Origin of the sequence: Sulfobacillus thermosulfidooxidans DSM 9293, assembly GCF_900176145.1 — a bacterium.
Classification (GTDB): Bacteria; Bacillota; Sulfobacillia; order Sulfobacillales; family Sulfobacillaceae; genus Sulfobacillus; species Sulfobacillus thermosulfidooxidans.
Genome location: NZ_FWWY01000001.1, coordinates 2,340,035 through 2,353,099, shown reverse-complemented (window position 1 = coordinate 2,353,099; position 13,065 = coordinate 2,340,035). Strand labels below are relative to the sequence as shown.

The window sequence follows — 13,065 nt, the reverse complement described above, 5'->3', positions numbered from 1 at the left end:
ATCCTCAATCCTCACAATCTATTGCCATAAGGTGATGGGTACCCAATAGATCGGTCCACTGATCTGGCCCCATGACCGAAACTTTTCCACATGGTAATGACAGGCTCTCAAAGAATGCTTGCAACGGGGGTGCAATGAGTATGCTTTTAGCACAGAGACCGCGCTCAATATACCAATTGGCGGCCTGCTTAGACAAAATCCACGCGACATCGAAATCCCGCTGCAGGTGATAGTCCCATAGTGGATCCGTAAGACGCTTTTTAGCCGCTCGGGTCCAGCAACCTATTTGGGGCTCATTGGTGATGGAAAGTTCCTGACATAGTTCCCAAGGCACGTAAACATGATCACGGTTGCCCACGGTTGGTGGCTGCCCTAGTTCTTCGATGTCTACCGCTTGCACCTCAGTAAATCCTTGCGCCTGGACTAAGGGGCGTGTCATACGGGGGCATATCAATGTGGGCAAGTGCCTGATATCCCTACCCGTTTTCTGCCATCCCGCGAGAAGGGGTTCTATCAACGAGGCTTCATCAAGATATACTTGGGCATCAGAAGACAATTCCTGCAAAATGTGATCGTCGGCTACGGATTTGAGATACACCGACCAATTAAAGACTTCCGCCCCCTGCTCGCGCAGGTTCATCAATTGTGACCATGGCCACGGATAGGTGCTGGCAAGTAAAATGCGTTGACCATACAGGGGCTTCGATTCAAACCACGACAATGTCGTGCCCACATTCACATTATCACCAAAAACCAAAAGACACGGCGATTCCAAGTTTTTTTGATGAATCGCCTTGGGAAGATCTTGTAACGAAGTTCGCACCGTACGCTGGTTCCCCCATGTTCCCCATTCAATCGCACCGGCCGGAAGCGTTGGCGGAAATCCATGGGACAGCGCGGTGTCAACAAGTTGTTGAACATGGTCTAGTCCCATTAAAACGATCCATGCATGCTTGTCTTTCCACGGGAAATCAAATTCTCCACGAAATCCACCGACAATACTCACGCCTTGAACGATTTGACGATGCGTCACAGGTATCCCCGCATAGGCTAATGAGGCCAAGGATGAACTTAACCCAGGAATAATTTCAAATGGAATATTTTGAGCGGACAGCACTTCGGCCTCTTCGCCACCCCGTCCAAATAAGAGAGGATCCCCCCCTTTGAGACGCACCACATTTCGGCCCGCTAATGCATGTTGTACGAGAAGTTGATTGATGGCATCTTGACTAGTCGAAATTTTCTGGTGTTCCTTACCCACATAAATTCTTTCAGCATCTTCTTGGCATAAGTCCAAAACATTGGGATGAATTAGCCGGTCATAAACGACCACGTCTGCTTTCTTTAATACGCTTACGGCATGAACGGTCAATAATCTGGGATCACCCGGCCCGGCACCTACCAGATACACTCTTCCCGGATTTGCTGTCACAATTTGCCCTCCTGCTCGGCTCGCCAAGATTCTAAGGCTTCTTGAAGTTTGTCATCCCAAGTTTCTTGCGTCCACGCTTCCTGGTGAGCCTCTTCTAACCACGTCCGAAATGGTAATGTTCGCATATGCCGCCACATTTGCGATCGCTCTTCCACAGAACACCGATTAAGGACGTCCTGGCGCATTCGGTGCACTCCAGCAATTAAACGGGACCACTGAGGATTAATAGACGCGCTAAGGTCTTCCAACAAAATGGGAGCTAAAAGGGGAGCCTGACCCATCGTCGATGCCGCGAGCATGAAAGACTCACCGCGCAGCACCGCCATCATTTGAAAATCTCTTGGTCCTTGGGGAGAGATATTGCCGGCAAGAATTCCTTGACGGCGGGCATCCAAGACGATCTGCTGATTCAATGCCGGATCGTTCGTGCAAGCCATCACACATTGCATTTCTTGTAAATCGTGAGAGTGATAGGTTTTTTTCCGCCATTTCACCTCTCCCGCCGCAATATAGGGGTATATCACCTCGTGTACGGTGGGACTGACAATGGTAATACTGGCTCCGTTACCCAGGAACTCCGGCAGCTTGCGATGTGCTGACTGTCCCCCTCCCACGAATAAAACTCGGAGATTTTGGACGTCCAGCAAAATAGGCATATAACCCATATCAATCTCCCACCTAATAAAAAATCCTCTCAACAGCACGAGAGGATGGATCTCTAGTAAACTAGAGCACCATCTCCCGTTTCCGCGAACAGAAGATGTCTTAACCCCAAAGGCAGGTCTCCTGACTCTTCCATCAACAGCAACAGCACTGATGGAATTACAGTGGCGGGACCGTTCAGGCCTTTCACCTGATTCCCTATTCTCTTGCCAGCGGCAAGCACCTCTCGGGCTAGATTGAGCACGTGAACCATTACTTGATTGTGCCTATCATATCATGGAATCAATGATCCGAACACGACCACCGATTAAAATAAACCAGGTCGTCAAATGGTCGTCGTTGTTCCCATCCGACGCGTTCTAATAACGGAATCTCAGGAAAATAGGGCGTATAGCCCACGGTCATTAACGCAATCGGATCGATATGGTCTGGTATCCCTAAAATCTCACGAACATCTTCCTTACGGAAAATGCTGACCCAACCCATACCTAATCCTTCGACACGTGCTGCTAACCACATATTTTCAATCGCACACGCCGTCGACATCAAATCTGTTTCGGGAATCGTATTCCGACCAAGGACATGGGGTCCACCCCGGTGGGAGTCGTTGGTCACACAGATCGTGACGGGCGCCTCTAATAGACCTTCCACTTTTAGCCGTAAATAATGCAGCTGGCGCATATCGGTATAATTTTGCGCTGCAACCACCCGTTGTTGTTCCACAACCTCATGCAGTCTTCTTTTAATGTCGGGATTGTCAATCACAATAAAATTCCAGGGTTGCATAAATCCCACGGACGGCGCATGATGAGCTGCCATAAGTACACGTTGTAGCACCACCTGAGGAATGGGATCTGGCAAATAGATACGAATATCCCGCCTTCCCATAATGACACGATAAAAACTCTCCCGCTCACTCTCAGAAAAGTCGGTACGTACAGGGTGTTCAAGCGGCATAGGCTCCACCATTAATGATTCCTTGGCATGAGGATTCGATACCCGAGCGTCCGCGAATGTTGCTGTTTCTTTTAAAATCGCGCACCCTTGTTGTAGCAACGGGAATACTAATAACGCCCCGGAGGCTTCTCCTAGCCTCATATCCCATTTTAATAACGGTTTAAGATCCATGGCCGTCAATAATGCTTGATGTGAGGGTTCATGGGATTCATGTGCTGCAATAAAATATTGTCGGCATTCGGCATTGACGCGCACAAGCCCGAGTGCCGCCACGGTCGTGATGAGACCATCTAATATAATAGGAATTCCAGATTCTACCGCCTTCGTATAAGCTCCCACTAAAGCTGCAATTTCGAGTCCGCCTAATTTGGTCAGAACATCCCAATAATCCTCCGGATCGACCTGGTTTACCGCTAACGCTTGGGCGATCATATTCACTTTGTGCATCCGGTGGTCGTCATCAATGCCACTGCCCATCCCCGTCATCTCACGGGGATCACGCTGTAACAAAGCGCAAGCCATAGCCGTAGACGAGGTAGTATTACTAATGCCAAGCTCCCCAGCAATCAACACATCGGTCCCCCGTAAGATGATTTCGGTAGCTATTTCATAACCGACATGAAGAGCTCGATCGACGTCTTCTGACGTCATAGCTGGGCCATAAACGATATTGTGCGTCCCCGCTCGAATCTTTTGCACGATGACTTTGGGATGGCGTACAACGCTCTTGACCCCCACATCCACAATGTCCAAAGGAATCTGGTTATGACGCGCTAAAACACTACTCACAGCCGTTTCCATGGCAATATTGACGGCCATTTCTTCGGTCACGTGGTCCTCATACCGTGAAACATGCTCTTCGGAGACGCCGTGATCTGCTGCAAAAATGAGCGCATGCGGCTTACGTAATTCTGGAATAATTTTGCGTTGGATAGCGGCCAATTGCACAACGATATTTTCTAATAGGCCCAGGCTCCCTAAGGGTTTGGTCAGATTGTCCATGCGTTCTTGGGCTCGTTGGCGAAATGGCGTTGAAGGCGGTGTTACCTTATTCAGTATGATTTCAATTTCTTGACGGTTCATCCCTCATCCTCAGTCTCTTCTAATTGAGTCCGGGATGCCGCCATGCGAGCCACTTCGCGAATCACGACCAGCCCCCCGAAGGCGGCGGCTAACCCGGCGATCAAGGTCCCGGTCAAATACAGCACCGCTAACCCTTTCGTGTCCTGCCATAACGTATGCACCCCCAGCATAAACGTCGAAAAGGTGGTAAAGCCTCCCAAGACGCCTACGCCCCAAAATAAGCGCCATTGATTGGCTAAGACGCCCCATTCCGCACTCAGAGCCATAATCATCCCAATGAAAAAGCTGCCCAAGACATTAATGAGAAAGAAATTCAGAGGCAGGTGATGAGATGTTCCCACCTGCTCAAGGGCCGTCCGGGCTAATGCCCCCAGGCCGCCGCCGACGCCCACCCAAATCCAATTTTTCATCGGCTTACACCCTCCCGAGAAACAGGCCCATTTCGACCCCGGCTAGCCCGAGACCGACATTGAAAAACACATTTAAGAAGGCGAGACCTAGTAATTTTTCTTCGATGAGACGCCAGGTTTCATAGCTAAAGGTCGAAAACGTGGTAAAGGCGGCGGTAAAGCCCACATCCAAGAAATTAAAGAGCCCTCCCGACGCCCACCGGGACACAATGAGACCAATAAAGAAACAGCCCAGCGTGTTAATCACTAACGTGCCATACGGAAAGCCCCCGCTCGTGCGCTGTCCAACCCATTGTCCCACCTGAAATCGGGCCACCGCTCCCAAAAATCCTCCAAAAAAAATAATGACGTCGTTCAGCGCAGTTCGCTCCTTTCCTAACCTCTTTTATACCATAATGGGCAAACTTTTTTATTCTGGCTTTATACTGAATGTTGCACTATAGTTAATATTGTTGTATGATGTATCTAGATGGTTGGTAAATATCTCATGCATAAGTTCCTGAGTTGCAAGGGAAGGTATGACTATCGCCTTGGGGAAAATCCTGATTTCATAAGACATTACGATTCTAGAAATAGCAAAGGAGGGTTTTATAATGGCCCAGTTAACGGCAGAAGCCGCCAAAGAACAATTGGTTCAAGCGGCGCATTACTTAGCGTCTCACGGTCTCTTGTTTCGGGGTAACCATGCCAATTTATCTGCTCGAATTAGCGACACCCAAATTGTCATGACAAAAGGTGGCAGTATTGCTAATCTTTCTGTGAACGATTTTGCGATTGTCGGGCTAAATGGGAAGGTGCTAGAAGGCGACATGGAACCGACGATGCAAGAAATCATTGATATGCACGTTGGGATTTATAATGTTCGCCCATCGGTGGGATCGGTTATTCACACGCATGCTCCGCACGTTACCGCATTTTCGGTGGCGCAAAAAGCTATCCCATTAGTTTATGAGCCGTTGCTCCGCTTTGGTGTCAGTGAGCCAGTTCCGGTTGTTCCGTGGGCACCTCGTGGATCCAAAGCGTCAGTTGATGCTATTGTGGATATTGCTAAGAACCACCCCGGCCTTCCGGCTGTGCTAATGGCTAACCATGGCGTATTAGTCTTCGCCGACAATCCCATGGCAACAGCGAGTCTCTTAGGGACTTTGGACGAGGCTGCCGAGCTTTATATTCTGGCCGAGTCTTTAGGCGGTGCCAAAGTCTTGCCAGAGCTCGCGATCGAGCAAGTCCGGGAGCGAATGATGGCTTTTGGTAGCAAGCACTAATCGATGATCAGCGCATGTTGAACAAATTGGAGGAATCATATCGTGAATCTCGAAAAGAAACAACGCATTTTGGAACAAATCCGTCAAGAAGAAATTAAATTGGGCCGTCCTATTAAACTGCGACGTTATTTGGCCGAAGTCAATCCGAACATCGCAGAGGCCCAGGCCACTGTGAGTAAACTGTACCGGGAAGACAATCCTCTTGACGCCAAAACCATCGCCATGGTTAATTTAGCTGCAGCTTTAGTTACTCGTGTACCGATGTGCATTCGCAATAACATGCAAGCCGCGTTAAATGCTGGAGTTACACACGAGGAGATCGGTGCCGTGATGGCCCATGCCCAATTTATTGCGGGAACCGCCGTCTTTTCAGCCTCACTAGAGGGACTCGAAACCATTTTACAAGAACAGCAAGCCTAACAAGCACCCGACAAAGGAGGCATATATTGCCTCCTTTTTGCGGATTTAGGAGGTGATATCTATGCCGAATTTAAAACGCTATCAGACCGGAAAACATCTTGAAGCGTTTGTTCTTTTGCTGTTATACCAAGAGCCTGACCATGGTGGCCATCTTCTTTCCCGTCTTAGTGCGATGTTGCCAAAAGAATGGACCGTCGATAGTGGACGCATCTATCGTTTATTGCGAGAACTGGAAGAAGATAGTTGTCTCACATCGTCGTGGGTCACAGAAGATAACGGGGCACCTACCCGTCAGTATCAAATTACCCCGGAAGGAAAGGCCCGGTTAGACGCATGGGCTCAAGAAATGGAAGTCAAACAAGCTTCTTTGGCAACATTTTTAACGAAATATCATGAGATTACCGCTTTGTCCTCCGGTCACGACGCAGCCACCGTTCAAGCACACCGGGAGCAATCCTAGGCGATTCTGAAGAGGATAAGGACGGCAATCCATATTGGCGTCCAACGCGAGAAGCTTGGTCTCCGACCAATAGGATTTCACATTGAGGATTCAGTTCTTTGATCATCAATAGTCCGTGACGAAACACGTCATCAGTACCCTCTTCAGCGGTAAAAATCAAGCCTGTTGGCAGAGATGAAATGACCAGGCTGGTCAGAGGATCGCGCAAGTTTATTCCTAGATCCCATGCCATCCATGATTTTGTTTGCGCTAAAACCCGTTTAACATCATTAATATCCGGTGTATAAAAAATAGGCATCCACGGCATCGGGGCCGGCACAATCCATCCCCATGTTGACGATTGAGGCGTAAGTCTGGCATAAGGAAAATTCTCATTGGGAAGATTTCGCGATTCCCATAAACGGGTGACAAGAGCTTGTCCCCAATCATAATCAATCGTCATACCCTCTTGATATTGAGTTTTCATCTTCTCCAGAAGATCCCGCCATAGGAGCTGGCGCCGAACAGTTCCAGAGGTCGACCATAAAAACCACCGGCGCGGAATGTGAATTCGTGGGGCGACGGTCCCGACTTTGAGCCATTTTTTTAAGTCATCAGGGCCTAAAGTGTGTTCCCACACTTCCCCATGTTCACCCAATAGGGTTCGCCAATATTCCGCCTCACTGGTCCAAATAACCCACTGTATCATTGGTTCCTGTTCAATCAGCTTGACAAGTTGCTCGGTCGACACGTGCCGAAGAATGCGTTCTCCCAGTAAAATTTTTTGGGCACGCCGGGCTAGTTTTCGAACTTCCTCCCAGGAATGAACAATACTTACCCGGTCAAAGTCCTCATGGTTCACAATTTCCTCATGAATAAACTGTTCAAGGCCTGCGTGCTCCACTGCTACGATAATCATGATGGAATCCCCACTACAGAAACACTCCCGTGAACACTGAGCTTTTCAAATGTTAATGCCTCAGACCATGGCATTTCCACGAGTAAAGAACCTCCTCCCGTCCCAATCAATCCGTTACCATGGGGAGAATGAATGACCGTCACGGGACCAGAAGACCACAAATGTCCGGATGGACTAATTACTAAAATGCGTACTTTTTGCCCAGCTTGCGCGAATGTCGAGGATGAGGGAATATCGACTAAAATACCTCGCGGTGACTGTGGTTGGCGCGAAAACATCGCCGGTGACAAAATTTCGCCGGGACTTACTGCGACTTTTAAATATCCAGGAGAAAGGTTCTCCATATCCCGGTTCATAGGTATCCATTTGATATCAGATGGCCGTAACAAAGTCCCCTGTGCATGAGATTGTTCTACCACAGGAACCCGGGGTAAAGGACGTATCCAGGGCAGCACACTGAGCCCACCATAGACAAGTCCTGCCACCAGCATTCCCCATAAAGCAGACGATTTAACAGAGAAGACAGATTTCAAGGTAATCCCTCCTGTTGGGTTAGGTCACGCTATATCCCATTGTTAAAAAGGCTTGGGATTTTTCCGTTTAATTCCGATATGACGAATGAAGAATTCGGGTCTCAAATGGCGCGCCCATAATCCGAATGGGAACATGGTCCTCGCCCACCATCAGCACCCCCTCCCCCATTCCTGCTTGGGCAATCCGGTTAACCTCTCCTTCATGTAATCGTAACGACGCGGCTAATTGCTGCAGGCTTTCGGGATGTTGTTTAAGCAGCAACACTATCGGGGCATTTCGTAGGCAGACCTCTGCAGTTTGAGAACGAACAAAGTCATTCATATCCTGCGTAATCAATGACAAGGCTGTTCCCCATTTCCGCGCCCGTCGAAATAGGGATTCGAGATATTTGGCGGATTCTTGATCAGTTAGCAGGTGCCATGCCTCATCAAATATAATGAGCCGCCGGGAACCAGAAAATGTCTGACGTGTGAGCCATTCACTGATAGCCAGGTACGCGGCATTTTTCATAGAGGTAGTGAGATGACTTAAGTCGAAGACTTGAAAATGGGGGTTAATCGAGTCCCGTGCTTTTGTGCCCACTAAAGTACGCCACCGGGTCATCGCCATATCGAGTTGTTCAGCAAGTTCTTTATCGCGGCTCACAATCCCTTCAAGAAGCTCGGAAATGTCCACCGTTAAGGGCGTGACAGACCACTTAGGAGAGGATGATGATTTCCAATGTGACCATAAAACGGGCGGCAAAATCATTTTCAACCGGTTCTCTAAATGGGGCAACAGGCGAGATAAGAAACGGATCAAAAAATCGCTGTCATGCTCGAAATCGTGGGTTTCTCGAGACATCGTGAAGGGATCGAAAGGAAAGTGGTTCTCTTGCGCTTGGCCTATGGACCATACATCGGCCCCTACATCGCGGAATATGGTATATTCTCCTTCTGGATCAATGATGTAGACGGGCAATTCCTGATAGCGGGCACGCAAAACCTCCAATTTTGCCGCGTAACTTTTGCCCGCTCCGGACCAGGCAATGGTAATCGAATGAGGCGCAGGCATGAGAAATCGGTTGACCAAAATCAGAGAATGGTTTTGGGGATTTGTCCCCCATAAGATGCCTTGTTCGTGAACAATTTCTTCCGAGACCAAGGGAAAAAATGTCGCCCAGGTGTCACTTTCCATTTCCCGAACCAATGAAGGATGTTCTCCAAGAGGCCATGTCCACTTAAAACCTTGCAGGTGCTGAAAATGTAACGGACGAATCGTGATCAGCATACTTTCGCACAAGTTTTGTAACATGGCCGTTGCTTCGTTTAATTCCTCTTGTGTCGCCGCCCATAAGGTCATGAACAACGAGGTTTCAAGGATGCGTGCATCCCCCTGAGCAAGCTTTTGTCGAATACGTTCGGCATCTTCAATGGCTGTTTCTCTGGAAGGATCACTCAAGTGCCCTTGGGTTTTTCCTGCATTGTCTAATCCCCGGCTCCACAAAAGATGACGCTTCATTGATCGCAAGACTATTTGTGGGGGCAAAGGACCTTGATAAAAGGCAATAGTCAGGGGATAGGGAAACCGTAAAAGCGAGTCAAACCACCCGGGATAGACTTGACGAGGATAACTGACCGCCATGAACGAACGCGTAAAACGATTACCGACACGAAGCTCTCGTGGGCCCACCTCAATAAAATCTGGCCAAATTATGTCAATATCTTGAATCACGCGGCGATGCTTATATAAACGTCTTATCTGCAATAGTTTTCTTGCCTGGTTGACATACCCATGAACTCTTTCAGTGATTTCATATGACTTCAACTGATTTCACGATGCTTTCAATGACTTCGTCGAGTTCGAGTTCAAAGAGTTCGCTTTCCGCGAAACCAGGTACCCTCCTTTCCCAAAACACCACTTCTTGCGACTGTAGGTTCGAAAGATCTATTACAATCGGGAAAATATTCAATGCAGAAAAGTTCTGGGACGACTAAAGTTCATGATCTTTCACTGGCAGCTGGTCCTTGACCAAAACTGGACTGCAAAAAGTGCAAGGTGCTTACTTGATCAAGTGTTTGTAGCCGGATGCCTAAGGGTCTTAATCCTTGAATAAGGATCTCCCGTCGCCGAATCAATTCGTGTTCCGCTTCGTCCCAGAGAATTTCCCCACGGGTGCGGGGAATTTTCCGCGATTCATGCCCTTGCCACGCCATCACAATATAAAATCGGCGTTTAACTAATCGGTTGACACTGACGGTCTCCCGTAAAAATTGAATATAATCCCCGAGAGATGGACGAAGATGCGCTTCAATGGCATCTTCGTGACTTTTGAGGTCTGCAAGATATTCATCCACGCGTAGAAAATCGGAACGAACAAAGAGCTGAACAGGAAAGTTGAGTCCGTTGAGAAAATTCGCATAGCCTTTTATGAGTCGTTCTTGCTCCTCGGGGGCACGCAAGGCAAAATTTATTGGAATGGCTTCCAAAATCGCCACATACCGATCTTTATGCACTAGGCAAATACCTGGCCCAATGGCCCGTATGGGAAATAGACGATTCAGATAAATATCCATCCCCGTTGTCCTCCTCCGATTGTTCTTGTTATGGCAAATATCGCCGGGGTCGGCAGAGAAAGACGCCAATCACCATTAACCATGCTGGCAAACTCCGAGATTGAATGCGCACCCTAGCGAGTAAAATCCCGCCGCTAAGAATTAATGCACGTTCGATGTCCAGTGCCGGTTCTAACCATTTCCCATGCCGTGATAAGAAAACGTCAAGGGCAATTGACGCGGCGGGCCAAATCAAATCCTGAAACCGCATGCCGGCCACAACGGGAGGATCAGCCTGTAAAGGAATAGCGACAATCCGGTAAGGTTCGTTAGACATATTGCAATCCTTTCGTTTCCCCACACCCTGCACGCGTAGGGGTTGTGTGAGCTCTTAAGCTGCTTTAACAGGCCAAACCCAAAGGGTCTATGGGCCGGCCGTACCCACTAAACGACGCAATTGCTGGGGCAATTTAATCATGTAATAGAGCAACCCGATTTCTTCGATTTGGCCCATGATGGTATCAGAACGAGAAGCCACCAAATGCACAAACAGATAAAACACCATAGCCTGGATACTTTGAATAAAGATGGCTATCAAAAGCTCTTTCATTAATTTGAGAAGCGAAGACATTCTCACTTGTGTCATCCCAAATAATCCAAACCAGGGAAGAAGCGCCAATAACACCACGATTTCCATATTGCGAACGACATAATAGGCTCCAAGGATGGCTAATAACACGACAATAGCGATGGTTAGAACAACAATAGTTATCGGGTCAGTCAGGGCTGCCAGGTGAGATGACAGATGAAACGAGAGCACAACGGGCACCCGTAATGCTTGCACCACAGCATTATTGAATGCCAGGAGTGCATTAATGAGTGGCACCGACAAGGTAGCCCAAACAATTTGCGTGAGGCTCCGGTGCAATATCACCACCGGTGACAATTCCCAGCCTTTCGCGTGCAGTTCCGGCCATTGGGATTGGATCAATGCCATCGCAATGAATGCCGTGCTTGCCATGATCGCCAAATTCCGACTCAAATCAAATAACTGATAAGCGGATGAGGATAACACGAAGGGGTAAAAGACACTATGAGCCAGCACGATTTGACTAAATTTTATCAAGCTGTGATTTAATCCATTACTCACCCACACTAGCAACGACTGCAAGGGGCTAAATGACGAAGCGGTTAGGGGATGAATATTAGCTGGCAGCATATTGAAGAACCTGGCGAATCACATCGACCAATAAAATCAGGACAAGTCCTGTAGCTGCCCGAGTCATCAGTTCTTTCGCCGCTTGAACACTACGAGGACTTTGAGCAATCATGAAACGAATCCCGCCATATACCATCACAAGGGAAAATAATCCCCCAGCGATATCAACTAAAAGCGTGGTCAATTTAGTTATTAACGACAGCACATGTGCTGTGGGCATGTGGTATCCTCCCGTCTGGTCTTACGAATTTACGCAGCCAGGCTGCCCCGGCTTTAGCTGTGGGGTGATGAAGTGATAATGCTGTGAGACTTGGGATTATCATAGCGAAGAACTCTATCAGATTTCCTGTAGAACTTCATGGGGAATGAAGGGCAAATAGCTCGTTCTTAAGTGCCAAGCCCCATTTCTAAATGAAAACCATTCGGATTAGACATAACAACCTTAAGAAAGTGGAATCAAGGGGGATCAAAACCCGGTATTTATCTTCCCTGTAAGCCGGGGGATGCTCATCACAAACTAAGATGAGGTCTGTCTTACGGGATGAGGTGATTTCATTAATCAAACACTGAGGCTGGGGGGGATAATCCAGCCTCATGGCATGTGTTATTCTTTCGCACGTTGACGGTGTTTAAGTCGTTCTTGTCGCCTTTGTTCGGCTTGATGAAAGCGTTCAATCTCTTCGGGTGTTTCGAGAATCAGGCGAGGCACCTCAATGGGTTTTCCGTTATCATCTAAGGCAACAAAGGTTAGATAGGCTGTGCTGGTCTTTTTGATGTCATCATCATGCATGTCTTCTCGGTAAACATCCACGCCAATTTCCATAGATGTTCGCCCTACCCAGTTGACTTGAGCAATCAGGCGAACCACTTGGCCGACTTTTACCGGATGTAGAAATTCCAACGAATCCATTGATGCGGTGACAGCCACATGACCCGCATGACGAGCAGCCGTAATAGCAGCGGCCAAATCAATCCAGTGCATGAGGCGTCCACCTAAAATATTTCCCAGTTGATTGGAGTCTCCGGGCAGGACCAATTCGGTCATTTCTGTACGAGAAAACGATGGCGTGCGTCCCTTATCCAATTCAATCGTTCCTTTCCGTGCGTTGTTGGGTGATATCGGTGATATCAAGATTGGTATAAGCGTGTCCTCAAATCAACATCCTAACATCAGGATTGGTGAGGAGGGA

General features: G+C 48.2%; 16 protein-coding genes and 1 riboswitch. Of the genes, 3 read left to right on the top strand and 13 right to left on the bottom strand.

All coding sequences use genetic code 11. From position 1 onward, the window contains the following. Nucleotides 1-4: 4 nt before the first annotated feature. The 5 genes from cobA to B8987_RS11840 all read right to left on the bottom strand — a co-directional run bounded on the left by cobA (nt 5) and on the right by B8987_RS11840 (nt 4,888). Nucleotides 5-1,432: a uroporphyrinogen-III C-methyltransferase gene (cobA, locus tag B8987_RS11860; protein WP_176213242.1), complete on the bottom strand. Its 1,428-nt coding sequence runs from the start codon at nt 1,430-1,432 to the stop codon at nt 5-7. Beyond that, a complete protein-coding gene (locus B8987_RS11855) occupies nt 1,429-2,097 on the bottom strand; it encodes a precorrin-2 dehydrogenase/sirohydrochlorin ferrochelatase family protein (RefSeq protein ID WP_084661620.1) in 669 nt (222 codons plus the stop codon). Before B8987_RS11855 ends, cobA begins: the two co-directional genes overlap by 4 nt. Nucleotides 2,098-2,191: 94 nt before the next feature. Further along, a riboswitch (cobalamin riboswitch) is annotated at nt 2,192-2,337 on the bottom strand. 40 nt (nt 2,338-2,377) lie between these two features. Continuing rightward, nucleotides 2,378-4,135, bottom strand: a complete 1,758-nt coding sequence (gene cobT / locus B8987_RS11850; protein WP_084661619.1) for a nicotinate-nucleotide--dimethylbenzimidazole phosphoribosyltransferase — start codon at nt 4,133-4,135, stop codon at nt 2,378-2,380. Continuing rightward, nucleotides 4,132-4,545, bottom strand: coding sequence for a fluoride efflux transporter FluC (locus B8987_RS11845; protein ID WP_020373890.1), 414 nt, complete (start codon nt 4,543-4,545; stop codon nt 4,132-4,134). The genes cobT and B8987_RS11845 overlap by 4 nt, the downstream gene beginning before the upstream one ends. Nucleotides 4,546-4,549: 4 nt before the next feature. Next, nucleotides 4,550-4,888: a fluoride efflux transporter FluC gene (locus B8987_RS11840; RefSeq protein WP_278244813.1), complete on the bottom strand. Its 339-nt coding sequence runs from the start codon at nt 4,886-4,888 to the stop codon at nt 4,550-4,552. 250 nt (nt 4,889-5,138) lie between these two features. Here B8987_RS11840 and B8987_RS11835 point away from each other — a divergent pair, with 250 nt between their 5' ends. The 3 genes from B8987_RS11835 (at nt 5,139) to B8987_RS11825 (ending at nt 6,690) form a co-directional block, all read left to right on the top strand. Then, nucleotides 5,139-5,810: a class II aldolase/adducin family protein gene (locus tag B8987_RS11835; protein WP_020373892.1), complete on the top strand. Its 672-nt coding sequence runs from the start codon at nt 5,139-5,141 to the stop codon at nt 5,808-5,810. Nucleotides 5,811-5,852: 42 nt separating this feature from the next. Further along, the gene (locus tag B8987_RS11830) at nt 5,853-6,230 is read left to right on the top strand and encodes a carboxymuconolactone decarboxylase family protein (RefSeq protein WP_020373893.1); all 378 of its coding nucleotides are present in this window, start codon (nt 5,853-5,855) and stop codon (nt 6,228-6,230) included. Nucleotides 6,231-6,291: 61 nt separating this feature from the next. Continuing rightward, nucleotides 6,292-6,690, top strand: a complete 399-nt coding sequence (locus tag B8987_RS11825; RefSeq protein WP_020373894.1) for a PadR family transcriptional regulator — start codon at nt 6,292-6,294, stop codon at nt 6,688-6,690. On the opposite strand, the gene B8987_RS11820 is transcribed toward B8987_RS11825, so the two are convergent. The 8 genes from B8987_RS11820 to B8987_RS11785 form a co-directional block, all read right to left on the bottom strand. Next, nucleotides 6,629-7,588, bottom strand: coding sequence for a hypothetical protein (locus B8987_RS11820; RefSeq protein ID WP_020373895.1), 960 nt, complete (start codon nt 7,586-7,588; stop codon nt 6,629-6,631). The two genes, B8987_RS11825 and B8987_RS11820, sit on opposite strands and share 62 nt — an antisense overlap. Next, complete coding sequence (locus B8987_RS11815) at nt 7,585-8,121, bottom strand: hypothetical protein (protein WP_028963576.1); 537 nt, start codon at nt 8,119-8,121, stop codon at nt 7,585-7,587. The genes B8987_RS11820 and B8987_RS11815 overlap by 4 nt, the downstream gene beginning before the upstream one ends. 67 nt (nt 8,122-8,188) lie before the next feature. Beyond that, the gene (locus B8987_RS11810) at nt 8,189-9,835 is read right to left on the bottom strand and encodes a VirB4 family type IV secretion system protein (RefSeq protein WP_084661618.1); all 1,647 of its coding nucleotides are present in this window, start codon (nt 9,833-9,835) and stop codon (nt 8,189-8,191) included. 266 nt (nt 9,836-10,101) lie between these two features. Further along, complete coding sequence (locus B8987_RS11805; protein WP_028963574.1) at nt 10,102-10,677, bottom strand: hypothetical protein; 576 nt, start codon at nt 10,675-10,677, stop codon at nt 10,102-10,104. A gap of 28 nt (nt 10,678-10,705) precedes the next feature. Next, a complete protein-coding gene (locus B8987_RS11800; protein ID WP_076007363.1) occupies nt 10,706-10,993 on the bottom strand; it encodes a hypothetical protein in 288 nt (95 codons plus the stop codon). Nucleotides 10,994-11,080: 87 nt separating this feature from the next. Beyond that, complete coding sequence (locus B8987_RS11795) at nt 11,081-11,875, bottom strand: hypothetical protein (RefSeq protein WP_076007364.1); 795 nt, start codon at nt 11,873-11,875, stop codon at nt 11,081-11,083. Further along, on the bottom strand, nt 11,862-12,095 hold the full coding sequence (locus B8987_RS11790) for a pilin (RefSeq protein ID WP_020373901.1): 234 nt from the start codon (nt 12,093-12,095) through the stop codon (nt 11,862-11,864). The genes B8987_RS11795 and B8987_RS11790 overlap by 14 nt, the downstream gene beginning before the upstream one ends. 384 nt (nt 12,096-12,479) lie before the next feature. Next, nucleotides 12,480-12,920 (bottom strand): acyl-CoA thioesterase, encoded by a 441-nt coding sequence (locus B8987_RS11785; RefSeq protein WP_081503185.1) that lies wholly within the window; start codon nt 12,918-12,920, stop codon nt 12,480-12,482. Nucleotides 12,921-13,065: the final 145 nt, after the last annotated feature.

Bases quoted from the DNA above. Each gene is read 5' to 3' on its own strand.
- B8987_RS11855 (WP_084661620.1), bottom strand. From the start codon at position 2,097: ATGGGTTATATGCCTATTTTGCTGGACGTCCAAAATCTCCGAGTTTTA.
- cobT (WP_084661619.1), bottom strand. From the start codon at position 4,135: ATGAACCGTCAAGAAATTGAAATCATACTGAATAAGGTAACACCGCCT.
- B8987_RS11845 (WP_020373890.1), bottom strand. From the start codon at position 4,545: ATGAAAAATTGGATTTGGGTGGGCGTCGGCGGCGGCCTGGGGGCATTA.
- B8987_RS11835 (WP_020373892.1), top strand. From the start codon at position 5,139: ATGGCCCAGTTAACGGCAGAAGCCGCCAAAGAACAATTGGTTCAAGCG.
- B8987_RS11825 (WP_020373894.1), top strand. From the start codon at position 6,292: ATGCCGAATTTAAAACGCTATCAGACCGGAAAACATCTTGAAGCGTTT.
- B8987_RS11820 (WP_020373895.1), bottom strand. From the start codon at position 7,588: ATGATTATCGTAGCAGTGGAGCACGCAGGCCTTGAACAGTTTATTCAT.
- B8987_RS11805 (WP_028963574.1), bottom strand. From the start codon at position 10,677: ATGGATATTTATCTGAATCGTCTATTTCCCATACGGGCCATTGGGCCA.
- B8987_RS11800 (WP_076007363.1), bottom strand. From the start codon at position 10,993: ATGTCTAACGAACCTTACCGGATTGTCGCTATTCCTTTACAGGCTGAT.
- B8987_RS11795 (WP_076007364.1), bottom strand. From the start codon at position 11,875: ATGCTGCCAGCTAATATTCATCCCCTAACCGCTTCGTCATTTAGCCCC.
- B8987_RS11790 (WP_020373901.1), bottom strand. From the start codon at position 12,095: ATGCCCACAGCACATGTGCTGTCGTTAATAACTAAATTGACCACGCTT.
- B8987_RS11785 (WP_081503185.1), bottom strand. From the start codon at position 12,920: ATGACCGAATTGGTCCTGCCCGGAGACTCCAATCAACTGGGAAATATT.